Origin of the sequence: Alcaligenes faecalis (assembly GCF_009497775.1) — a bacterium.
In the GTDB taxonomy this organism is placed as follows: domain Bacteria; phylum Pseudomonadota; class Gammaproteobacteria; order Burkholderiales; family Burkholderiaceae_B; genus Alcaligenes; species Alcaligenes faecalis_D.
Map to the genome: position 1 here is coordinate 4,019,677 of NZ_CP031012.1, position 20,259 is coordinate 4,039,935.

A 20,259-nucleotide genomic window follows, 5' to 3' on the forward strand; every position below is an offset into this window, starting at 1 on the left:
CGATCGCTGGACAAAACACCAACACGAGACCCGGCCCAAATCGGCACTGCCCGTTGTTAAGGCCCCCAAACTGCCACGACTATCAGGAAGCTGGGGCCAAAAAGCGAATGTCAGGCTTCAGACAGTCAGGGGGCCGATGGCCCCCTTGGACTGATTAACGCAGGCCAGCTGCGAAATCTGACACGGCTGCAATGTCGGCGTCCGACATGCGATCCGCGATGTCATGCATCATGGGGCCATTGGCACGGTCGCCGCTGCGGAACAATTTGAGCTGTTCGGCAATGTAGGCAGGGTGCTGGCCAGCCAGACGGGGGAACTGACCGGGCATACCAGCGCCATCAGGCGAGTGGCAAGCGGCACAGGCAGCTACACCGCGCTCGGGCAAACCGCCGCGCCAGATCTTCTGGCCACGTTCCATGGTGTCTTCTTTGGTGGCGTTAGCCGCCTGTTCCCAGTCCACGGACTGTTGGGACAGGAAGAAAGCCACGTTTTTCATGTCTTCTTCGGTCATGCCGGCCGCAATGGCGGTCATCAGGCTGTTGGCGCCTTCAGGGCCGCGGCGGGAAGGAACAGACTTCTCGTCCTTGGCACGGAAATCGTGCAGCTGCTTGACCAGGTACTCGTACGGCTGGTGAGCCAGCGACGGGTTGACCGGAATAATACTGTTGCCGCCATCCCCGTGACAGGTCACACAGGCCAGCACGCCACGCGACATCTCACCTTGCAGGTAGAGCTGCTCGCCTTTGGCGGCATCTGGCTTGGCCAGACCGGCTGCATTGGCCACGTTAGCGGTAAAAACCACAGAGCAAGCCATCGTCAGGCTGCTTGCGATAACGACTCGGGAAAGCGCACGCTTCATTTGGACCTCGATAATCGCGAATCAATCGGGGTGCCGCATGCGCCCCGCAAAAGCCACCGTAAGCCGCTGGTCAGTACCCAGTGGACTACGACATTACTGTTTCAAATCGAGAGATTATACAATAGGCGCTGAACCAATATGGAATTACGCTGCAACCATGTCGATACTGCACCGCGCTCACTTCACGATTTCAGCTGCTCAGATCGATCAGCTGCCTCCTCCCGGACCGCCAGAGGTCTGTTTTGTGGGGCGCTCCAATGCGGGCAAATCCTCCGCCATCAATGTGTTGGCCAACCAACGGAAACTGGCTTTTTCCAGTAAAACGCCGGGACGAACACGTCTGATCAATATGTTCGGCATCCCCGATCCGCTCTCGCCGGGCGACTTTCTGGGCCACCTGGTGGACTTGCCTGGCTATGGCTACGCCGCCGTGGCCCGCCACGAAAAGCAGGACTGGGCCGAAATTCTGGGCGACTACCTGGTCACCCGCCCCTCGATTGCCGGCATTGTGTTGCTGATCGACATCCGCCGCGGCGTGACCGATCTGGATATGCGTCTGGCCGACTGGATTGCCCCCACCGGCAAACCCGTACTGGCGCTTTTGACCAAGGCCGACAAACTGCCGTATGGTCAACGCATCAAGGCGGTTGCCGAAGTGCGCCGCCAACTCCGGGAAATTGGCGCTCTGCATGCGCTGCCCTTCTCCTCCACTGATCGTATCGGCTTGCCCGAAGCGACCGAATGCATCGAAAACTGGATTTCTCCGAAGGTTGTTCCATGACTCGTTTTATTCCTCCTGCCGACTTTCCTAATACTCGCTTGCGCCGTAACCGCCGCGACGAGTTTTCCCGCCGTCTGGTGCGTGAAAACCGCCTGTCCACAGACGACCTGATCTACCCGGTCTTTGTGCGTGAAGGCGAGAAAGTTCAGGAGCAAGTTGGCTCCATGCCAGGCGTCATGCGCTATTCGCCTGACGAACTGATGCGCGTGGCCGAACAGTGTCTGAAGCTGGGCATCCCCGTGCTGTCCCTGTTCCCTTCCATCGACCCGTCCCTGAAAACACCGGATGGCAGCGAAGCCGCCAACCCGAACGGCCTGATCCCCCGCGTGGTGGGCATGCTCAAGCAGCAATTCCCCGAGCTGGGCGTGCTGACTGACGTGGCGCTGGACCCCTACACCAGCCATGGCCAGGACGGCATTCTGGACGAAGCCGGTCACATCCTGAATGAAGAGACGGTCGCCATGTTGATCCGTCAGGCCCAAACGCAAGCCCAGGCTGGCGTGGACATTGTGGCCCCCAGCGACATGATGGACGGCCGTATCGGCTCCATTCGCGCCGCTTTGGACAAGGACCAGTTCATCCACACCCGCATCATGGCTTACTCGGCCAAGTACGCCAGCGCCTTCTACGGCCCCTTCCGCGATGCGGTGGGCTCGGCTGCCAATCTGGGGCGTTCCAACAAGAACACCTACCAGATGGACCCCGCCAACCGTAACGAAGCCCTGCGCGAAGTGGCCGCCGACATCCGCGAAGGCGCCGATATGGTCATGGTCAAACCTGGCCTGCCTTACCTAGACATCCTGCGCGACGTGAAAGACGCCTTTGGCATGCCAACCTACGCCTACCAAGTCAGTGGCGAGTACGCGATGATCAAGGCCGCCGCCCAGAACGGTTGGCTGGATCACGACAAGGTCATGATGGAATCTCTGCTGGCATTCAAACGTGCAGGCGGCGACGGCATTCTGACCTATTTCGCCATCGAAGCCGCCAAGCTGATGCGCGAACAGAACTGCTGATTCACATCAATCAGAACGCAAAAAACGCAGCCCGTGAGCTGCGTTTTTTGTTGTGTGTACGCGACGATCTATCGTCTGTTAGACCCTGATAAGCCCGATTTCGGGCAAATCAGAGACTTCAGGCACCGGCCAGAACCTCATCCAGCACCTTCGAAAAGCGGCTGGCGTCCTGAAAACCGATCACGCGCAGTTGTTCCAGCTGTTTCCCCTTGGAATCGAAAAACATGATGCCAGGAGGGCCAAACAGGCGGAAATGTTTCAGCAATTCCCTATCCTCGGGGGTATTGGCTGTCACATCCACCTGCAGCAAATCAAACTGCGCCATACGCTGTGCAACCGCAGGATCACTAAAGGTGAAGTTCTCCATTTCGATGCAGGACACGCACCAGTCTGCGTAGAAATCCAGCATTACAGGGCGAGTGGTCTTGGCCAGACGCTCTTCCAGCTCCTGCAAGCTGCTGACTCGCTGAAACTCCACCTTGCTTTGAGCAGCGGCCACCGTACCGGACGATTTCAGCCCTTCCAAAGGACGAATCACGCTGGGGCGACCCAGGGCAATGCTGATCATCATCATGATGGCCCAGACCGCCAGCATCATGCCTACGCCCTGTCGCAAGGCCGACCACGGCGTGCGTGCAGCCGTACCGCGCCCGAATGCGCCCAGCAAGGCAGCGGCCCACAAGGCCAGAACGACCCAGCCAAAGACGGCGATCGTGCCGGACATCAAGGGCGAGACCATCCACCAGGCAGTAGCCAGCAACAAGACACCAAAGGCGGTCTTGACGCTTTCCATCCAGGCACCGGCCTTGGGCAAGACACTGCCCGAACCCGCACCCACAATCAGCAGCAAGACGCCCGAACCCCAGGCCAAGGCAAACAGGGCCGAGCCGCCCAGGACCACATCACCCGTCTGCGAGATAAACAGCAGCACGCCCGCCAAAGGCGCTGCCACGCAAGGGCCGACAATCAGCGCAGACAGCAGGCCCATCAGGAACACGCCACCCATCTGCCCGCCCGGCAATCGGTTCATTGTGTCGTTCAGGCGATTTTGCAGTGCCGCCGGAGCCTGTACCGTAAACACGTCCAGCATGGACAAGGCTAGCACCACCAGAATCAGGGCAAACAGACCCAAGACCCATGGATTCTGCAACCAGCTTGCCAAGCCTGCACCCAGCAAGCCTGCCGCCACACCCAGCAAGGTGTAAACCAGAGACAAGCCCAGCACAAAGGCAAAGGCCATTTTCAGACCATGCCAGCGCGATGGCGCGGGCTGATTACGACCCGCAATGATGGACAGCAAAATCGGCACCATCGGCAGGACGCAAGGCGTAAAGGACAGCAGCAAGCCGAACACAAAGCTCAGCAGCACGATCTGACCCCAGCCAGCCTGCTTGAGGTAATCAGCCAGGCCCACATCACTGAGACTCAATGCCGACGCTACGCCACCTGTGCTGGCAGCTGTGGCGGTAGATGTTGTTGCCGTGTCTGTTTTCTGGCCCGAGCCTTCACCGGGCGCAGGCACCGATAGCACGCCAAAGGGACCGGCCACTTCCCAGCCCTGTCCGGTGGGAATCAGGGTCAGCGTTTGCGTAGAGGGGGAGTAACACAGGCCAGCATCGGCACAACCCTGACTGACCACATCAATTTTCAGATCCTGGCCAGTGCCGCTATCCGCCAGAACGGGCACTCGCAGGGTGACCGAATTCCGGTAGACCTCCATGACTTCGTCAAAAGTAGGGTCGTACACCTTTTCGCCATCGGGAAGCTGGGGGCTACCCAGATGCTCGGCCTTCTCGGTCGAGATCCCGAAGCGCTTGCGATACATATAGTATTCAGGCGCGATCTGGAAATGGATATCCAGCTGATCGGGCTGGCTCATGGCCGCGGTCAGTACAAAAGCCTGTTCCGGGTCCAGAAACTCTTCCTCTGCCTGCGCCGTCAAAGGCGTTGCCAGCCAGGCCAGCATCAGGACAAGGAAAACAGCAAACCACGCGCCAAGACGCTGGGCAGAAAACGGGGAACGCTTCAAAGACAAAGGCACAAATCTATTCCGGTTTTTTAGGCTGGGCTATCTGAGATCACGCAGGACGCGTCTGGGTGCGGACCCAATCCAGATAAGCGGTGAAACCACCAACAACCGGAAGCACAATCAATTCAGGCAGTTCGTAGGGATGCTGCTCTCGCAAGCGATCTGCCAGTTCCGGTAGCCGGGCCACTGTGGTTTTGAAAGTCAGCGTGATTTCCTCATCGCCCTGTAACTCCCCTTGCCACATGTACATAGACAAACTGGCGGGCGCAAGGTTCGCACAAGCTGCAATTCCATCCTCAACCAAGTGATGAGCCAGGTATTTGGCCAGCATCATATCGGGCACCGTGGTCTGCACCAGCACCAATTGCTGTGCATCGAGATCGGGCAAGGTCAAAGCCAGTTTGGGTTTGGAACTGGAGGAATTCTCAGAGGACATGCAGGGCTCCTAATCAGAGCCCTTAGTGTAGCGCCGGATGCCTGCGCTTAGACGCCGGATCGAGGTCGACTCAGGCCACTTAATGTTTCAGAGGGGCGCTCGCCATAGCTATGCCTATAGTCGGCCGAGAATTGCCCCAAATGGGTAAAGCCACAGGCCAGGGCCACCTCGGTAACCGACATGCCACCTGCCTGCAAATATCGCCGGGCGGCTTCCAGACGCATCTGCTTCAGACGCGCCATGGGTGCGACACCCAGATGCTCCCGGAATCCGGCATACAGGCTGCGCACGCTGACACCCGCCGCCTGGGCAATATCGCCAATAGTGATGGGCTGGCCGGTCTGGCTTTCCATGAAATCCAAGGCGCGTCGCAACACATGCGGCAAGGCTGCCGCGGTCTTGTGAGTGGGCTGATTGTGCTGATGCAGCTCGAACAAGGCATAAATCAGAGTCTGCTCGAACTGGCGTACCTGACGCGGCTGATCAAACAAGGTGCCATCCGACACTTCGGCAAACTGCCAATCCAGCAAGCGGCGCAAACTCGCTCCACCGGGTGCATCCAAAGGAATGGAAGGCTGAAACTCCAGCGGACCGCGCACAGGCTGCGCAAAATAATCCTGATAATGGCGCTCCAGCCCTTGGCGCCCGATACGCACAAACAGCTTATCGGCCTCCAGGCTATGTTCCATGCTGAAGGCTTGAGTCGGGCTGATGATGGAAGCCAGGCGCGAAGTAGACGCGAAACGTCCATGCGCCGTATGAATCTGCTCTTGTCCCGACAAAGGGATTTGCAAGAGATAGAAATCATCCAGAGGCTGGGGTTGAATCTGCACCTGCGCGCCATAGCGCAAGCGACCATAGGCCACATCCTGGCCTTGGCGTAGATACAGGCGTGCATTCAGGCGCTGACGGGTATCCGCCAAGGTCAGACTATGCGGGCAGAAAACCTGGGAGATATAGTGCTGAACGCAGTCCACATCCTGCGAATGCAGCTGGGCATAGCGATTCAGTATGGTGGTCATGAGCGTCGCAACAGGCGATAAAAAAGCTGTGCCTTAGTGTGGCACAGCCTCTCGCACTGCAACATCGAGACTATCCCTAGGCCCGGCTCAGGCGCCAGGTCAGGGACAGCAATCCCGACGATTTACTGGCCCTGAAAGCGGCCAAAGCGTCCCTGCCAATACAGCAAAGGCGAATCCTGTTCCTGCTCGGCATGGTGTACCTGCAAGACACGGCCCAGTACCAAAGCGTGGCTGTGACGTTCAATCACTTCCACAATCTGGCAGGCCAAGGCGGCGGGAGCCTGTCGGGCCAGCCAGATGCCGTGCTCGGTACGCAGCCAATCGTGCCCGGCATAACGCGCATCACCTTGCTCGCCTTTGAAACCGGCAAACTGCAAAGCCATGCCTGCCTGCTCGACACCCAGAATGTTCACACCAAACAGACCGCTGTCGCGCATCAAAGGCCAGGACGAGGAGCTTTGATTCACGCAGACCAGCACCTCTGCCGGATCTGCGGCTACCGAGGTCACCGAAGTCGCGGTCAGTCCGCTGCGCTGGCCCTGATGTTCGACCGTAATCACATTGGCCGTGCCACCCAGATGGCGCATAGCAAGTTTGAACTGCTCGGCAGAAACTCCAGGCGCGTGTAGCGCTTGGTCTGTCGGCAAGGAAGCCAATTCCACAGGCATGATTCACCTTTTCTAATCTTATGGGCAGCACCGTCATCAGGACGATGCTGCCTGCGTGGCGTATGTGAACTGGCTATCCCCCTGAGCAAACCAAAGCCTGCCCGATAGCCAGAAAATCGCTCTTAGCGAATGCCACGCTGCTGCAACAAAGGCAGCACAGTATCACGGAAATAAGGGAACTCCTTTACATAGTCCACAAAGGACAAGGTTGTTCCCCGGAAACCGGCTTCGTGCAGTGCACACAAACCGTCGGCCACTTGCTCGGGTGTACCCACCAGCGGGAAACCGCCGTGGCCAGCTGCCATGCGCTCACGGATCTGCTCCAGCAGCTCGTGCGGGAAGGAATGAGCGTGGGCAAACTGCAAATTCATCAGATTATCCACAGCACCATTGTCGATATTGGCCATGATGCGTTCCCACTCGGCCTTGGCCTCGGCTTCCGTAGGACGGCAAACCACGTGCGAGAAGGTCATCACATCAACCTTGCGGCCTTGCGCTTCGCCTTGTGCCTTTAGCTCAGCCACTTCTTTCCTGGAGCGCTCCAGCTCCATGGCAGGGGTGAACAGGAAGTTGGCATTGCGGCTGGCAAACTCACGGCCTTGACCGGAACCGGCAGCATTAAAGATAGGCGGGTCAAATTCAGGGCGGGGGTTGCCGTAGACACCCTTGGCCTGGAAGTACTTGCCATCCCAATCGAAACGGCCATCGTGGTGCCAGATCTTCTTGATCAGATCGAACCATTCTTGCGCATAGCCGTAGCGGGTTTCGTGGTCATCAGGCAGCTTCACGCCCAGAGCGTCGTACTCGGGCTTGTTCCAGCCGGCCACGATATTCAAACCGACCCGGTTGCCGCTCATCTGGGCCATGGTGGCGATTTGCTTGGCGATCACCACAGGGTGGTTGGCAACCGTGTGCACAGTGGCAAACACGCTGATATTGCGAGTATTGGCCAGCAAGGCAGTCGCCCAGGTGACGGTTTCCAGCACGTAGCCGTGGAAATCAGTTTCGCCACCGTAACCAATCCAACGGGCGATAGGCAGCATGAAGTCGATGCCAGCATCGTCCAGCAGCTTGCCCAGCTTCAGATTGTTTTCCCACGTAGCTTGCCAGCGATCCGGCAAGGTCGATACCGTCATACCACCACCGCAGTTGGTGGCAAAGGTTCCCAGCAGAAACTTATCGTGTGTGAGCAATGTATTCTGTGCCATCGCCAGTCTCCTGAAAATCGTCGTTCTTTACAGCTCGCCACCATGGCGAAGCTGACATAGCGCAGATTTTAGGGAGCGGCCCCAAGGCCCACTATCGGATCACTGCCGGTTTTATCAATTGCCTGCAATTATTTGAACTTTAAAGCTATGCAGCCCGCAAACCTTGGTAAAAACCCTTACATAACAGTGCCTTGCCATGACTTTGGCAAGCATCTGGCCAATAAAAAAACGGACTCCTGAGAGTCCGTTTTCAATACTACTGTAGAAACAAGCGGCGCTTATTCAGCAGCGGCTTCTTCCTGAACTTCTGGACGATCCACCAGCTCCATGAATGCCATAGGAGCGTTGTCACCCTGACGGAAACCCATTTTCAGGATGCGGGTGTAGCCGCCGTTACGCTCTTGGTAACGTGGGCCGAAAACTTCAAACAGCTTGGTCACTGCATCGCGGTCGCGCAGACGGGCGAAAGCCAGACGACGGTTTGCCAAGGTTGGGTTTTTAGCCAAAGTGATCAGAGGCTCAACCACGCGGCGCAGCTCTTTAGCTTTAGGCAGGGTGGTTTTGATGGCTTCGTGAGTCAGCAGGGACACGGACATGTTGCGGAACATGGCCAAACGGTGGCTGCTGGTACGATTCAGTTTACGTAGACCGTGACGGTGACGCATGATGATTTTCCTAAATAATGAATCTAATGGGCACGTCGCTTATGCGACATGCGTAAATCCGGTTCTTCTATCAGCTAAGCTGCGGACCAGATGGACAGCGCAAAACAATAGCACATTTTCAGCCGCCACTCACACTTTTTGCAGGTGTACAACACCAGAAAAAGTGTAAGCGGCGTCTAAGAAACGTCTGTCTTGCTTACTACTTATGGACGCTCAAGACCCAGTGGTGGCCAGTTTTCGAGCTTCATGCCCAAAGTCAGACCACGTGCAGCCAACACTTCCTTGATTTCGTTCAAGGACTTGCGGCCCAGGTTTGGAGTCTTCAACAGTTCGTTTTCGGTACGCTGGATCAGATCGCCGATGTAGTAGATATTTTCGGCTTTCAGGCAGTTTGCGGAACGAACAGTCAGTTCCAGATCGTCGACAGGACGCAGCAACACGGGATCGATCTGTGGAGCGCCACGTACTGGAGCTTCGTAGGCATCGCCCACACCTTCCAGAGCAGCAAACACGGAGATTTGATCCATCAGGATGCGAGCGGACTGACGAACGGCTTCCTCGGGCGAGATCACGCCGTTGGTTTCGATGTCCAGAACCAGCTTGTCCAGGTCAGTACGTTGTTCCACACGGGCGTTTTCGACCGCGTAGCTAACACGACGCACTGGGCTGTAAGACGCGTCCAGCACGATACGACCGATCGTGTGGGTGCGGTCATCAGCCAGGGCACGAACGTTACCAGGCACGTAGCCACGGCCTTGTTCAACCTTGATCTGCATTTCCAGCTTGCCGTCGTCGGTCAAGGTGGCAATCACATGATTGGGGTTGATGATTTCAACGTCGTGCGGCAATTCGATGTCGCTAGCCAGAACCTGGCCGGCGCCTTCCTTGCGCAGGATCAGGGTGACTTCTTCACGGCTGTGCAGCTTGAAGACCACGCCCTTCAGGTTCATCAAGATATCAACCACGTCCTCGCCCACGCCTGGCAGCGTGGAGTACTCGTGCACCACACCGGTAATTTGCACTTCAGTGGGTGCATAGCCGGTCATGGAGGACAGCAAGATACGACGCAGTGCGTTACCCAGAGTGTGGCCGTAGCCGCGCTCGAAAGGCTCCATGATCACCTTGGCGTGATTTTTGCTGATCGGTTCAACTTCGATGGAACGGGGTTTCAAAAAACCTTGAGACATTCGATTTCCTTTTCAATACCCTCGGCTCGTTACACCGATAAGGCTGACGGAAACTGGCCTAAGCCAGCAGAAAGTATCGCAAAGCCCACTTGCCGAAAAACGGGAAGTGGGCTTGCTTTACTGCATTGTGTAAGCGGTCTTCGCGTAAAAGATTAACGCGAGTACAACTCAACAACCAGCGATTCGTTAACGTCTTGAGCGACGTCAGCGCGATCTGGAGCTTGCTTGAACACGCCGGACAGCTTGGCAGCGTCAACTTCCACCCACTGAGGCAAGCCAATGCCAGTAGCCAGATCCAGGGATTCCTTGATACGGCCTTGGGATTTAGCTTTTTCGCGGACGGAAACAACGTCACCGGCCTTGATCAGCATGGAAGCGATGTCAGCGGTGTGACCGTTGACTTCGATAGCGCGGTGGTTAACCAGCTGGCGAGCTTCAGCACGTGTAGAGCCGAAACCCATGCGGTACACCACGTTGTCCAGACGCGATTCCAGCAATTGAATCAGCGTTTCACCGGTGTTGCCACGGCGGCGGTCAGCTTCAACGTAGTATTTGCGGAATTGCTTTTCCAGCACGCCGTACATACGCTTGAGCTTTTGCTTTTCGCGCAGCTGCAGACCGAAGTCAGACGTACGAGCACCGGAGGTGCGGCCGTGCTGACCAGGACGCGATTCCAGTTTGCACTTGGAATCCAGCGAGCGACGGGCGCTCTTCAAAAACAGATCGGTACCCTCGCGACGCGAGAGCTTGCATTTTGGTCCAATATAACGAGCCACTTCGCTTCCCCTTAGATGCGACGACGCTTGGGCGGACGGCAGCCGTTATGCGGAACCGGTGTGATGTCTGCAATGCTGGTGATCTTGATACCCAGAGCATTCAGAGCACGCACAGACGATTCACGGCCTGGACCGGGGCCCTTGATGCGAACTTCAAGATTTTTAATACCGTATTCCATGGCAGTACGGCCGGCTGTTTCAGCGGCAACCTGCGCGGCAAACGGCGTGGATTTACGAGAGCCTTTAAAGCCCGCGCCACCCGACGTAGCCCAGGACAATGCGTTGCCCTGACGGTCAGTAATGGTGATGATCGTGTTGTTAAAAGAAGCGTGGACGTGAGCAATCCCGTCCGACACGCTTTTTTTGACTTTCTTGCGTGCGCGTGAAGCGCTGCTAGAAGCTTTGGCCATCTTCTATTCCTCGATTATTTCTTCAGGGACGCGGCGGCGCGACGCGGACCTTTACGGGTGCGAGCGTTAGTGCGTGTACGTTGGCCGCGCACTGGCAGACCGCGACGATGACGCATGCCACGGTAAGTTCCCAAGTCAGCCAAACGCTTGATCGAGAGCTGAACTTCACGACGCAGGTCACCTTCTACGGTGAACAGGCCGATCTGTTCGCGAATGCGCTCGAGTTCCGCGTCGGTCAGATCTTTGACCTTCTTGGAGTATTCAATACCCGATGCTTCGCAAATCTTGCGAGCGCGGGTGCGACCGATGCCGAAAATCGCGGTAAGACCGATTTCGGCGTGTTGATGCGGCGGGATGTTAATGCCGGCAATACGGGCCATGGTTATTCCTTGTTAAATCGGTTGCGTTTCGGCAACTTAGCCTTGACGCTGCTTATGACGTGGATCGGTGCAGATGACACGCACCACGCCATGACGTTTAATGATTTTGCAGTTGCGGCAGATCCGCTTTACTGATGCCATTACCTTCATGGTTTGACTCCTAGTTTCCTGTAACCGGCCGCTTATTTGGAGCGGAACACAATTCGTGCTCGGGATAGATCATAGGGCGTGAGCTCCACAGTGACCTTATCGCCCGGCAGAATCCGGATATAGTGCATACGCATTTTGCCTGAAATGTATCCGAGCACTACGTGACCATTTTCCAGCTTGACGCGAAAAGTTGCGTTGGGAAGGTTCTCAAGAACCTGTCCCTGCATTTGAATGACGTCGTCCTTTGCCATTTTCGTGAATTACCGCATCGGCAAGCTCGAGCCTTTGAAGTTAGCCTTCTTGAGCAGCGAGTCGTATTGTTGTGACATGACATAGGCCTGGGCCTGCGCCATGAAGTCCATGGTTACTACAACAATAATCAGCAAGGATGTGCCGCCAAAATAGAACGGTACATTCCAGCGCATTTGCAAGAACTCTGGCACCAGACATACCAAGGTAATGTAGATTGCACCGGCCAACGTCAAACGCATCAGGATCTTGTCGATATAACGCGCTGTCTGATCACCGGGACGAATCCCTGGTACGAAAGCTCCACTCTTTTTCAGGTTGTCTGCAGTTTCGCGGCTGTTGAACACCAGGGCCGTGTAGAAAAAGCAGAACAAAATGATCAGCGCGGAGAACAAAGTAATGTAAAGCGGCTGACGCGGCGACAAAGCAGCCTCGATTTCACGCAACCAACCCAGACCGGGTGTGCTGGAGAACCAATTAGCAATTGTCGCTGGCAACAGAATGATGGACGAAGCGAAGATCGGAGGGATCACGCCAGCCATGTTCAGTTTCAGCGGCAAATGCGAGCTTTGACCACCATAGATACGGTTACCTACTTGCCGTTTGGCGTAGTTCACCGTGATACGACGCTGACCACGCTCGACAAAGACGACGAAGTACGTGACGGCGGCTACTAAAACGAGGATAAACAGTGCCGATAGAATCGACATGGAATCCGTACGCACCAGATCAAGCATACCGCCCAAAGCATTAGGCAGACCCGCTACGATACCGGCGAAGATCAGGATGGAAATACCATTACCCAATCCACGTTCAGTGATCTGTTCACCCAGCCACATGACGAACATGGTGCCAGTGACCAGTGTTACCACTGTCGTGAAGCGAAACAGCATCCCTGGGTCGATAACCAGACCGGGCTGCGATTCTAGAGCGATGGAAATCCCAACTCCCTGGAACAAAGCCAAAAAGACCGTTCCGTAACGGGTGTATTGCGTGATCTTGCGACGACCCGACTCACCCTCTTTCTTGATTGCTTCCAGCGTGGGCACCACAGCGGTCATCAATTGCATGATGATGGACGCAGAGATGTAGGGCATGATTCCCAGTGCGAACACTGAGAATCGCTCTAAAGCACCACCGGAGAACATGTTAAACAAACCCAGAATACCACTCTGGTTTTGAGTAAACAGTTCGGACAAGGCATCAGGATTGATGCCTGGTACCGGAATGTGCGTACCCAAGCGGTAGACAATCAGGGCGAGCAACAGGAAAACGAGACGACGTTTCAAATCGCCGTAGCGCGGACCCGACTTACTCTGTGCCTGAGCTTTTGCCACCGTGACCCCTTTTTATTCCAGCGAGCCGCCGGCTGCTTCGATCACGGCGCGAGCGCCGGCCGTTGCATTAATGCCTTTCAGCGCAACTTTACGGGAAAGTTCACCGGACTTGATGACTTTAGCGTAACGCACCATTTGGCCAACCACGCCAGCCTGCTTCAGTGCCTGGACGTCGATAACTTCGGCATCCATTTTTTGCAGTTCGGACAGACGTACTTCTGCGTACAGGTGGTCGTCCAGGGTGGTGAAACCACGCTTGGGCAAACGACGTTGCAAAGGCATTTGACCGCCTTCGAAACCGACTTTATGAAAACCACCCGAGCGGGATTTTTGGCCTTTATGGCCACGTCCGCCGGTTTTGCCCAAGCCGGAACCGACACCGCGACCAACACGACGTGCTGCGTGTTTGGCGCCAGCGGCGGGCTTGAGATTGTTCAATTGCAATTCAGACATCCCGATTCCTTTCAGGCTTCCGAGACCGTAACCAGATAATCCACCTTGCGGATCATCCCACGAACCTCAGGAGTATCAACCAATACACGGCTGGTGTTGACTCGGCGCAGACCCAGGCCGCGAACGGTGTCGCGATGGCTTTGCTTTGTGCCGATGACGGAACGCACCAACGTAACTTTGATTTGTTTCTGTGCCATGACTTACCCCAGAATTTCTTCAACTGTCTTGCCGCGCTTGGCAGCAATGTCAGCAGGTGTCGAGCAAGCACGCAAACCGTTCAATGTAGCGCGAACCATGTTGTATGGGTTGCTGGAACCCAGGCTCTTGGCTACGACGTTGCGAACGCCCATCACTTCGAAGATAGCGCGCATTGGGCCACCAGCGATAACGCCAGTACCTTCAGCTGCGGGAGAGATCAGAACGGTGGCTGCACCGTGCTTACCAACTACGGTGTGATGCAAGGTGCCGTTCTTCAGAGGCACTTTGATCAGACCACGACGGGCCTGTTCCATTGCCTTCTGAACAGCAACGGGTACTTCGCGGGCTTTGCCCTTACCCATGCCGATGCGACCATCGCCATCACCGACCACGGCCAGCGAAGCAAAGCTCATGGTGCGACCACCTTTAACGACTTTGCTGACGCGGTTGACCGCAATCATCTTTTCTTTCAGGCCGTCATCGCGCTCTTGCTCTGGAGCCTGTCTGCCTTGTGCTTTAGCCATTTGATAATTCCTTTAGAATTTCAAGCCGGCTTCACGCGCGGCCTCGGCCAGCGCTTTCACGCGGCCATGGTAACGGAAGCCCGAGCGGTCAAAAGCAACCGTCTCGATGCCCGCAGCCTTCGCCTTTTCGGCGACGCGCTTGCCAACCAGGCTGGCTGCCGCTACGTTGCTGCCAACGGCCAATTCTTTGCGAACTTCGGTCTCGACAGTGGAAGCACTGACCAGAACGCGGTCGCCTTCGGGCGAGATGATGCTCGCGTAAATATGCGTATTCGTGCGATGCACCGACAGGCGGTGTACGCGCAGTTCGGCGATCTTGCGGCGAGTAGCCACTGCACGACGCATACGGGATTGTTTCTTGTCCATGATTCGTCCTTGCCTGCGGGCTTATTTCTTCTTGGTTTCCTTGAGGATGACGCGTTCGCCGACGTAACGTACACCCTTGCCTTTGTAAGGCTCTGGTGGACGATAGCCACGAATTTCTGCGGCAACCTGACCAACCACCTGTTTGTTCGAGCCCTTGATCACGATTTCAGTCGGAGTGGGGCACTCGGCTTTGATGCCTTCAGGCAGGTCGTGCACGATGTCGTGCGAGAAACCAAGTTGCAACTTCAAGGCATTACCCTGGACGGAGGCACGGAAACCCACGCCAACCAGACTCAGCTTGCGTTCGAAACCGGCGCTCACGCCAACAACCATGTTGTTGACCAGTTGGCGCACGGTGCCGGACATTGCGTTTGCGTGACGAGTTTCGTTCGCAGGCACAAAAGACAGCTGACCGTCTTGAAGTTCAATGGTGACGTCGCCAGTCAGAGTTTGAACCAAAGTGCCCAGAGGGCCTTTGACCGTGATCTGATCAGCGGCAATGTTCGTTTCTACGCCTTTAGGCAGGGAAACGGGATACTTAGCGATACGTGACATATGATGTTCTCCTTATGCCACGTAGCACAGCACTTCGCCACCGACGCCAGCTGCACGTGCTTTGCGATCGGTCATCACGCCGCGAGACGTGGACACGATAGCAACACCCAAGCCGTTCATGACTTGAGGGATGTTTGTGCTGCCTTTGTAGATGCGCAGTCCAGGACGCGAAACGCGGTCGATGCGCTCGATGACTGGCTGGCCGGCATAGTATTTCAGGGTGACTTCCAGTTCTGGCTTGGCTTTTTCGCCAACGATACGGAAATCTTCGATGTAGCCTTCGTCTTTCAGCACAGCAGCAATAGCTGCTTTCAGCTTCGAGGAGGGCATGCTAACCGATGTCTTGTTGACCATTTGCGCGTTACGCACGCGGGTCAACATATCGGCGATTGGATCGCTCATGCTCATGTGTATTTCTCCTACCAGCTGGCCTTGGTCATACCGGGGATCTCGCCGCGCATTGCCATTTCGCGCACTTTATGGCGAGTCAAACCGAATTTCTTGAAAACACCACGAGGGCGACCGGTGATAACGCAACGGTTGCGTTGACGGGTCGGGTTCGCGTTGCGTGGCAATTGTTGCAACTGCAAACGAGCTTCGTAGCGCTCTTCGTCAGACTTGGACTGGTCGTCAATAGTCGCTTTCAGTGCTGCACGCTTGGCGGCGAATTTCTCAGCCAGCTTGGCGCGCTTGATGTCGCGATTGATGAGGGAAAGTTTAGCCACGTTGCGCCCCTTAGTTGCGGAACGGGAAGCTGAACGCGCTAAGCAGCGCCTTGGCCTCTTCGTCCGTCTTGGCAGAAGTAGTGATGCTGATGTTCAGACCACGCACTGCGTCGATTTTGTCGTACTCGATTTCGGGGAAAATGATTTGCTCTTTAACCCCCATGTTGTAGTTGCCACGGCCGTCAAACGCACGACCCGACACACCACGGAAGTCACGAACGCGTGGCAGAGCCACAGCGACCAGACGATCCAGGAATTCGTACATGCGTTGACCGCGCAGGGTCACCATACAACCGATCGGGTAATCTTCGCGAATCTTGAAACCGGCAATAGCTTTGCGGGTTTTCGTGATAACGGGCTTCTGACCAGCAATTTTGGTCATGTCCGATACCGCGTTCTCGATAATCTTCTTGTCAGCAACGGCTTCCGAGACACCCATGTTCAGGGTGATCTTGGTGATGCGCGGTACTTCCATGATGCTCTTGTACTCGAACTGCTTTTGCAGATCGGCAACCACTTTTTCGCGGTAGAACTCTTGTAAACGTGTCATGTTATCCGCCCCTTATGCCTTGGCGCCAACGGCTTTGCCGCTGGAACGATAAATACGCGTCTTCTGACCGTCGATCACCTGGATACCAACGCGGTCGCCCTTGCCGGTTTCTGGGTTGAACAGAGCAACGTTCGAGATATGGATAGGCATGGTCTTGTCGACGATCCCACCTTGCGTGCCAGCCATAGGATTGGCTTTAACGTGTTTTTTGACGACATTGATGCCTTCCACGATAACGTGGTCTGCATCGACGCGTTGCAGTACGGTGCCACGGCGTTTTTTATCACGGCCGGTCAGCACAATAACTTCGTCGCCTTTACGAATTTTTTGCATTTTTCGCGCTCCTTACAGCACTTCGGGAGCCAGGGACACGATCTTCATGAACTTCTCGGTACGCAGTTCACGCGTCACGGGTCCGAAGATGCGGGTGCCGATAGGCTCCAGCTTGGCATTGAGCAATACGGCGGCATTGCCACCGAAACGAATCAGCGAACCGTCTTTACGGCGCACGCCCTTAGCGGTACGAACCACTACAGCGTTGTAGATTTCGCCTTTTTTGACGCGTCCGCGCGGGGCCGCTTCTTTAACGGTAACTTTGATAACGTCACCAATTGCGGCATAACGGCGCTTCGAGCCGCCCAGCACCTTGATGCACATTACAGAACGCGCACCTGTGTTGTCGGCCACGTCCAGCGTGGTCTGCATTTGAATCATGATTTTTCCTGTTCCAACTTAATTGCAACGATCCAGTCAAAATGACTGGGTCACACAACCAGTTTTGGTCCCGTCAGATTCGGATCCAGCCAGTTCGATACCGTAAACCCGATCTCGATCTGGTCCGGCAAGCCGAACCCTAGGTTGAAATCTTGCGAGAGACAAAACGTTGTATTACCAACTTCAATCCGGATAGGCGACTAAAGCCTCTCCGGTCAAAATAAAGAGGTAAGCCACATATACTAGCAAATAAGCCTCAAAAAAACAAGGATTTATTTGCTAAGGCCTTGGCACGACGGCGTTTTCACGCAACAACTCGTCCAACTGGGCACTATTGCTGGCTCGGGTTACCCGGCGCAAACCAATCCCCAATTCCTGCAAACTTTGCAGGAACGCCGTCAGCAAATGCCGGCCACCCACTTCGGCCTGTAGCGTCTGGGCACGCTCATCATCCAGAACGATATATTTGAGTGCCATCATGTGCAGCCACAGAATCGATTCGGGTTGTTCCAGAACGCGACGCAGACCAAATTGCACACCCAAGGGGCGCAATTTATCCACAAAAGCGACCGTTTCCACATCATGTTCGCTCAGGCAATAGGCATCCAGTTCGATAATCAGACGCTGGGCCTTGTCACCGGCCTTGGCCAGAACCTCGGCCACCTGATCCGCAAAACCGGGCTTGATCACCGATGCCCAGGAGACACGAACACTCAAACTGCCCTCATTGCTGGCCAACCAGTCGCCTGCCAGTTCCATCGTGCGCAAGTCACACTGCCACGACAGACCAAGACGCACCGCCACCGGAATAAACAAATAGGCGGGCAAACTGGCCTGACCCGGCTGCTCAGGCAACAAATTCAAGGTGGCATCGTGGATCTGACCTGCCTGACCCCAGACTTCGACGCCCGGTTTCACATTCAGTTCAATTCGGCCTTGGTCCAGACCGCGCTCAATACGTGAATGCCATTCCTGCTCACCAATGGAAGAACCTGCCTCGGAGTGAGCCCCTTCAGACGGACGGTATTCCACTTCCTGGTGCCCTGCCCCTTCGGCGCGCATCAAGGCATTGTCCAAACGCGTCATCACGGCACTGAGCGAGTCCTGACCTTCGTAGTTCGTCATCGCCATGGACCAGCGGCACAAGCTGCCGTCAGGCAAAGGCTGACGCAATTCCTGCAAGGCGGTCCGCAGTTCCTGGGCAAAACCCATCACTTGAGGACCCGTCTGGCCTTTGAGCAGCACAATAAAATCAGAGCCATTCAAGCGGGCCAGATTACCCGCGTCCATGCCATTTTTCTGCAATAGCTCGGTACAGCGCTGAGTGACCAGTTTCAGCCAGGCGTCCACGGCGTCGCGCGACAAAGAGGTGTTCAATGGCAGCAAGTCCCGCTGACGGAACAGCAGTACGTGACCGCCCTCCTCCTGTTGCAGCACCTGACGGAACATATTCACAAAGTACTTGCGATTGGCCAGGCCCGTCACCGGATCGCAGTTCAACTCCAGTTGCAATTGCTCGATCCGGGCATTTTGCTCCTGGCTGCTGACACGGATACGTTTTTGCACCGTGCTTAAAGTATGTGTGACGGCTTCCAGCTCGGGGATCGTGCGTACTTTCTTGCGGCTGGGTACAGACTCGCTTTGATCCATCTGTTGCAGCTCGAACTGTACGTGTTCACGCAAAGCCCGGCGCAACCAGGCCATCACCATCAGGACAAACACGCCCCAGGCAATCCCGGCGCCCAGCACCAGCAAGGTGACGCGCACAAAACTTTTCCACAAACTGGCGCGGGCATACTCGTCAGCAGGTTTTACTTCGATCGCGCCAATCTGGTTCCAGCCATTACTGACATGGGCCGAGGCCACAGGTACATCAATAGGCAAGGAGTTGGCGAACCACGCAGGCGAAGATCCGCTGACCTGCGTTTCTTGCTGAGCACTACGTTCCACCAGCACTGTATCGGAGGTGTCAACAAAGCGGATGCGCTCAAATTGCCCGGTATCGTACAAGGCGGCAATCAGCAGCTCCTGCGTCACCGGGTCCTGGTTGCTGGGCTGGGACAAGGTCAAGGCCAGCGAGGTCGCGGCCGACTCACCCTGAGCCTGCAACTGACTGCTCAAGTACTGCCTTGCCGAGTCAACGCTGAACCACAGCGTGCCAATCAAGATAGCAAGAATCGCGCACGAGACACTTAGCAGGAGCTGTTTAAGTAAAGACATAGCGCTTCCGTATATTCCATAAATTCTGGTCTAGCCCACCCGACAAGGGTGTCCTGGAGTCTGTTTCCGATCAGTGCTCAAGCCCACGGGCTGGCATCTCATCAAGGAACAAAACCTTCCTTACGCATTTTTTCCAGCAAACCCCGCCAACGACTGATACTGTCTACCGAGCCTTTCTGGGCGTTACCCACATACACCCCTTGCGAGTTGAAGCTGAACACAGGGGTCAAATCAGGACGCTGGCTGGCGGGGCGAATCGAGCCACTTAAATTATCCAGCAGCAAAGGCTCGGCTTGCGGCGTGGGATAGTAGCCCAGAACCATGTGCGCAATGCTTTGGCCGCCTACTTGAGCTCGTACATAAATCAATCGCAGTTTTTCATTGGGCACTCCCAGGTGCAACAAGGAAAAATACTTGCCGATGACAAAGTCCTCACAGTCACCCGCCGCTTTACCCAAGGTCTCGATAGGCGTGGCCCAGTAATCCAGCTGGCCCCAAATATGAATGTCCTCGCCAGCCATCACATTCATATTCCAGAAATCATTGACGGCATCGAGCTGACGACGCTCGCTTAAACCACGGGCGGACTCCAGATTGGCCATCCACCGATCCACGGCAGTCCCGGCACGGGCGCCAAAGCGGGCAACAGCGGTCTGACGAATCTTGCTGACCTCGAACTGCAAGGCAGGCGCCGACAAGGGCAGCCACACCACAAACAGCAGTGCGACCAGCACAAACAGCGCAATCCTAGATCGAAGAAAAAGGCGTAGCCAGGCAAGAG

The 20,259-nt window shown here is 55.8% G+C and carries 28 protein-coding genes; 2 read left to right on the plus strand and 26 right to left on the minus strand.

The features are described from left to right. Window positions 1-154 precede the first annotated feature (154 nt). Window positions 155-859, minus strand: a complete 705-nt coding sequence (locus DUD43_RS18430; RefSeq protein WP_194273418.1) for a c-type cytochrome — start codon at window positions 857-859, stop codon at window positions 155-157. A 157-nt stretch (window positions 860-1,016) separates the two neighbouring features. Between DUD43_RS18430 and yihA the strand changes: the two genes are divergently transcribed. Then, window positions 1,017-1,640, plus strand: coding sequence for a ribosome biogenesis GTP-binding protein YihA/YsxC (gene yihA, locus DUD43_RS18435; RefSeq protein WP_153231425.1), 624 nt, complete (start codon window positions 1,017-1,019; stop codon window positions 1,638-1,640). Next, the gene (gene hemB / locus DUD43_RS18440; protein ID WP_153231426.1) at window positions 1,637-2,656 is read left to right on the plus strand and encodes a porphobilinogen synthase; all 1,020 of its coding nucleotides are present in this window, start codon (window positions 1,637-1,639) and stop codon (window positions 2,654-2,656) included. Before yihA ends, hemB begins: the two co-directional genes overlap by 4 nt. A 118-nt stretch (window positions 2,657-2,774) precedes the next feature. Here the strand turns inward: hemB and dsbD are convergent, their stop codons facing one another. The 25 genes from dsbD to DUD43_RS18565 form a co-directional block, all read right to left on the minus strand. Then, the gene (gene dsbD, locus DUD43_RS18445; RefSeq protein WP_153231427.1) at window positions 2,775-4,697 is read right to left on the minus strand and encodes a protein-disulfide reductase DsbD; all 1,923 of its coding nucleotides are present in this window, start codon (window positions 4,695-4,697) and stop codon (window positions 2,775-2,777) included. A 37-nt stretch (window positions 4,698-4,734) separates the two neighbouring features. Continuing rightward, complete coding sequence (cutA, locus tag DUD43_RS18450) at window positions 4,735-5,121, minus strand: divalent-cation tolerance protein CutA (RefSeq protein WP_009459966.1); 387 nt, start codon at window positions 5,119-5,121, stop codon at window positions 4,735-4,737. A 47-nt stretch (window positions 5,122-5,168) separates the two neighbouring features. Further along, window positions 5,169-6,143: an AraC family transcriptional regulator gene (locus DUD43_RS18455; RefSeq protein WP_153231428.1), complete on the minus strand. Its 975-nt coding sequence runs from the start codon at window positions 6,141-6,143 to the stop codon at window positions 5,169-5,171. A gap of 122 nt (window positions 6,144-6,265) precedes the next feature. Then, a complete protein-coding gene (locus DUD43_RS18460) occupies window positions 6,266-6,811 on the minus strand; it encodes a flavin reductase family protein (protein WP_063689755.1) in 546 nt (181 codons plus the stop codon). A gap of 122 nt (window positions 6,812-6,933) precedes the next feature. Beyond that, on the minus strand, window positions 6,934-8,019 hold the full coding sequence (locus DUD43_RS18465; protein WP_153231429.1) for an LLM class flavin-dependent oxidoreductase: 1,086 nt from the start codon (window positions 8,017-8,019) through the stop codon (window positions 6,934-6,936). Between the two features lie 278 nt (window positions 8,020-8,297). After that, the gene (gene rplQ, locus DUD43_RS18470; RefSeq protein ID WP_003805334.1) at window positions 8,298-8,684 is read right to left on the minus strand and encodes a 50S ribosomal protein L17; all 387 of its coding nucleotides are present in this window, start codon (window positions 8,682-8,684) and stop codon (window positions 8,298-8,300) included. Window positions 8,685-8,887: 203 nt separating this feature from the next. Then, window positions 8,888-9,871, minus strand: a complete 984-nt coding sequence (locus DUD43_RS18475; RefSeq protein WP_003805337.1) for a DNA-directed RNA polymerase subunit alpha — start codon at window positions 9,869-9,871, stop codon at window positions 8,888-8,890. A gap of 152 nt (window positions 9,872-10,023) precedes the next feature. Next, window positions 10,024-10,647: a 30S ribosomal protein S4 gene (gene rpsD / locus DUD43_RS18480; protein ID WP_153231430.1), complete on the minus strand. Its 624-nt coding sequence runs from the start codon at window positions 10,645-10,647 to the stop codon at window positions 10,024-10,026. Window positions 10,648-10,658: 11 nt separating this feature from the next. Then, a complete protein-coding gene (gene rpsK, locus DUD43_RS18485) occupies window positions 10,659-11,057 on the minus strand; it encodes a 30S ribosomal protein S11 (protein ID WP_003805343.1) in 399 nt (132 codons plus the stop codon). 14 nt (window positions 11,058-11,071) lie between these two features. Continuing rightward, window positions 11,072-11,437: a 30S ribosomal protein S13 gene (rpsM, locus tag DUD43_RS18490; RefSeq protein WP_003805346.1), complete on the minus strand. Its 366-nt coding sequence runs from the start codon at window positions 11,435-11,437 to the stop codon at window positions 11,072-11,074. Window positions 11,438-11,473: 36 nt separating this feature from the next. Beyond that, window positions 11,474-11,587: a 50S ribosomal protein L36 gene (gene rpmJ, locus DUD43_RS18495; RefSeq protein WP_003805360.1), complete on the minus strand. Its 114-nt coding sequence runs from the start codon at window positions 11,585-11,587 to the stop codon at window positions 11,474-11,476. A 32-nt stretch (window positions 11,588-11,619) separates the two neighbouring features. Continuing rightward, window positions 11,620-11,838, minus strand: a complete 219-nt coding sequence (gene infA, locus DUD43_RS18500) for a translation initiation factor IF-1 (protein ID WP_003805361.1) — start codon at window positions 11,836-11,838, stop codon at window positions 11,620-11,622. Between the two features lie 9 nt (window positions 11,839-11,847). Beyond that, on the minus strand, window positions 11,848-13,173 hold the full coding sequence (gene secY / locus DUD43_RS18505; protein ID WP_003805363.1) for a preprotein translocase subunit SecY: 1,326 nt from the start codon (window positions 13,171-13,173) through the stop codon (window positions 11,848-11,850). 12 nt (window positions 13,174-13,185) lie between these two features. After that, window positions 13,186-13,626, minus strand: coding sequence for a 50S ribosomal protein L15 (rplO, locus tag DUD43_RS18510; RefSeq protein WP_094198139.1), 441 nt, complete (start codon window positions 13,624-13,626; stop codon window positions 13,186-13,188). Between the two features lie 11 nt (window positions 13,627-13,637). Next, window positions 13,638-13,823 (minus strand): 50S ribosomal protein L30, encoded by a 186-nt coding sequence (gene rpmD / locus DUD43_RS18515; protein WP_003805366.1) that lies wholly within the window; start codon window positions 13,821-13,823, stop codon window positions 13,638-13,640. A 3-nt stretch (window positions 13,824-13,826) separates the two neighbouring features. Continuing rightward, window positions 13,827-14,348: a 30S ribosomal protein S5 gene (gene rpsE / locus DUD43_RS18520; protein ID WP_003805367.1), complete on the minus strand. Its 522-nt coding sequence runs from the start codon at window positions 14,346-14,348 to the stop codon at window positions 13,827-13,829. A gap of 12 nt (window positions 14,349-14,360) precedes the next feature. Next, window positions 14,361-14,714 (minus strand): 50S ribosomal protein L18, encoded by a 354-nt coding sequence (gene rplR, locus DUD43_RS18525; RefSeq protein ID WP_009459977.1) that lies wholly within the window; start codon window positions 14,712-14,714, stop codon window positions 14,361-14,363. A 21-nt stretch (window positions 14,715-14,735) separates the two neighbouring features. Next, window positions 14,736-15,269, minus strand: a complete 534-nt coding sequence (gene rplF / locus DUD43_RS18530) for a 50S ribosomal protein L6 (RefSeq protein WP_153231431.1) — start codon at window positions 15,267-15,269, stop codon at window positions 14,736-14,738. Window positions 15,270-15,281: 12 nt separating this feature from the next. Continuing rightward, entirely contained in the window at window positions 15,282-15,677 is a 396-nt protein-coding gene (rpsH, locus tag DUD43_RS18535; RefSeq protein WP_026484822.1) for a 30S ribosomal protein S8, read from the minus strand. A gap of 11 nt (window positions 15,678-15,688) precedes the next feature. Then, window positions 15,689-15,994, minus strand: a complete 306-nt coding sequence (rpsN, locus tag DUD43_RS18540) for a 30S ribosomal protein S14 (protein ID WP_042489405.1) — start codon at window positions 15,992-15,994, stop codon at window positions 15,689-15,691. 10 nt (window positions 15,995-16,004) lie between these two features. After that, complete coding sequence (rplE, locus tag DUD43_RS18545) at window positions 16,005-16,544, minus strand: 50S ribosomal protein L5 (protein ID WP_042489408.1); 540 nt, start codon at window positions 16,542-16,544, stop codon at window positions 16,005-16,007. A gap of 12 nt (window positions 16,545-16,556) precedes the next feature. Further along, on the minus strand, window positions 16,557-16,877 hold the full coding sequence (rplX, locus tag DUD43_RS18550; protein WP_153231432.1) for a 50S ribosomal protein L24: 321 nt from the start codon (window positions 16,875-16,877) through the stop codon (window positions 16,557-16,559). Between the two features lie 12 nt (window positions 16,878-16,889). Next, the gene (gene rplN, locus DUD43_RS18555; RefSeq protein ID WP_153231433.1) at window positions 16,890-17,258 is read right to left on the minus strand and encodes a 50S ribosomal protein L14; all 369 of its coding nucleotides are present in this window, start codon (window positions 17,256-17,258) and stop codon (window positions 16,890-16,892) included. A gap of 279 nt (window positions 17,259-17,537) precedes the next feature. Continuing rightward, window positions 17,538-19,478 (minus strand): LapD/MoxY N-terminal periplasmic domain-containing protein, encoded by a 1,941-nt coding sequence (locus tag DUD43_RS18560; RefSeq protein ID WP_153231434.1) that lies wholly within the window; start codon window positions 19,476-19,478, stop codon window positions 17,538-17,540. A gap of 101 nt (window positions 19,479-19,579) precedes the next feature. Continuing rightward, window positions 19,580-20,212: a transglutaminase-like cysteine peptidase gene (locus DUD43_RS18565; RefSeq protein ID WP_153231435.1), complete on the minus strand. Its 633-nt coding sequence runs from the start codon at window positions 20,210-20,212 to the stop codon at window positions 19,580-19,582. Between the last annotated feature and the right edge of the window lie 47 nt (window positions 20,213-20,259).

What these genes read in the sequence shown, in the direction of transcription:
- DUD43_RS18455 (WP_153231428.1), bottom strand. Translation starts at nt 6,143, where the DNA reads ATGACCACCATACTGAATCGCTATGCCCAGCTGCATTCGCAGGATGTG.
- rpsK (WP_003805343.1), bottom strand. Translation starts at nt 11,057, where the DNA reads ATGGCCAAAGCTTCTAGCAGCGCTTCACGCGCACGCAAGAAAGTCAAA.
- rplR (WP_009459977.1), bottom strand. Translation starts at nt 14,714, where the DNA reads ATGGACAAGAAACAATCCCGTATGCGTCGTGCAGTGGCTACTCGCCGC.
- rpmJ (WP_003805360.1), bottom strand. Translation starts at nt 11,587, where the DNA reads ATGAAGGTAATGGCATCAGTAAAGCGGATCTGCCGCAACTGCAAAATC.
- rplX (WP_153231432.1), bottom strand. Translation starts at nt 16,877, where the DNA reads ATGCAAAAAATTCGTAAAGGCGACGAAGTTATTGTGCTGACCGGCCGT.
- rpmD (WP_003805366.1), bottom strand. Translation starts at nt 13,823, where the DNA reads ATGGCACAGAAACAAATCAAAGTTACGTTGGTGCGTTCCGTCATCGGC.
- DUD43_RS18560 (WP_153231434.1), bottom strand. Translation starts at nt 19,478, where the DNA reads ATGTCTTTACTTAAACAGCTCCTGCTAAGTGTCTCGTGCGCGATTCTT.
- rplQ (WP_003805334.1), bottom strand. Translation starts at nt 8,684, where the DNA reads ATGCGTCACCGTCACGGTCTACGTAAACTGAATCGTACCAGCAGCCAC.
- rplE (WP_042489408.1), bottom strand. Translation starts at nt 16,544, where the DNA reads ATGACACGTTTACAAGAGTTCTACCGCGAAAAAGTGGTTGCCGATCTG.
- rplF (WP_153231431.1), bottom strand. Translation starts at nt 15,269, where the DNA reads ATGTCACGTATCGCTAAGTATCCCGTTTCCCTGCCTAAAGGCGTAGAA.
- DUD43_RS18475 (WP_003805337.1), bottom strand. Translation starts at nt 9,871, where the DNA reads ATGTCTCAAGGTTTTTTGAAACCCCGTTCCATCGAAGTTGAACCGATC.
- yihA (WP_153231425.1), top strand. Translation starts at nt 1,017, where the DNA reads ATGTCGATACTGCACCGCGCTCACTTCACGATTTCAGCTGCTCAGATC.
- cutA (WP_009459966.1), bottom strand. Translation starts at nt 5,121, where the DNA reads ATGTCCTCTGAGAATTCCTCCAGTTCCAAACCCAAACTGGCTTTGACC.
- infA (WP_003805361.1), bottom strand. Translation starts at nt 11,838, where the DNA reads ATGGCAAAGGACGACGTCATTCAAATGCAGGGACAGGTTCTTGAGAAC.
- hemB (WP_153231426.1), top strand. Translation starts at nt 1,637, where the DNA reads ATGACTCGTTTTATTCCTCCTGCCGACTTTCCTAATACTCGCTTGCGC.
- rpsH (WP_026484822.1), bottom strand. Translation starts at nt 15,677, where the DNA reads ATGAGCATGAGCGATCCAATCGCCGATATGTTGACCCGCGTGCGTAAC.
- rplO (WP_094198139.1), bottom strand. Translation starts at nt 13,626, where the DNA reads ATGTCTGAATTGCAATTGAACAATCTCAAGCCCGCCGCTGGCGCCAAA.
- rpsM (WP_003805346.1), bottom strand. Translation starts at nt 11,437, where the DNA reads ATGGCCCGTATTGCCGGCATTAACATCCCGCCGCATCAACACGCCGAA.
- rplN (WP_153231433.1), bottom strand. Translation starts at nt 17,258, where the DNA reads ATGATTCAAATGCAGACCACGCTGGACGTGGCCGACAACACAGGTGCG.
- DUD43_RS18430 (WP_194273418.1), bottom strand. Translation starts at nt 859, where the DNA reads ATGAAGCGTGCGCTTTCCCGAGTCGTTATCGCAAGCAGCCTGACGATG.
- DUD43_RS18460 (WP_063689755.1), bottom strand. Translation starts at nt 6,811, where the DNA reads ATGCCTGTGGAATTGGCTTCCTTGCCGACAGACCAAGCGCTACACGCG.
- rpsE (WP_003805367.1), bottom strand. Translation starts at nt 14,348, where the DNA reads ATGGCTAAAGCACAAGGCAGACAGGCTCCAGAGCAAGAGCGCGATGAC.
- DUD43_RS18465 (WP_153231429.1), bottom strand. Translation starts at nt 8,019, where the DNA reads ATGGCACAGAATACATTGCTCACACACGATAAGTTTCTGCTGGGAACC.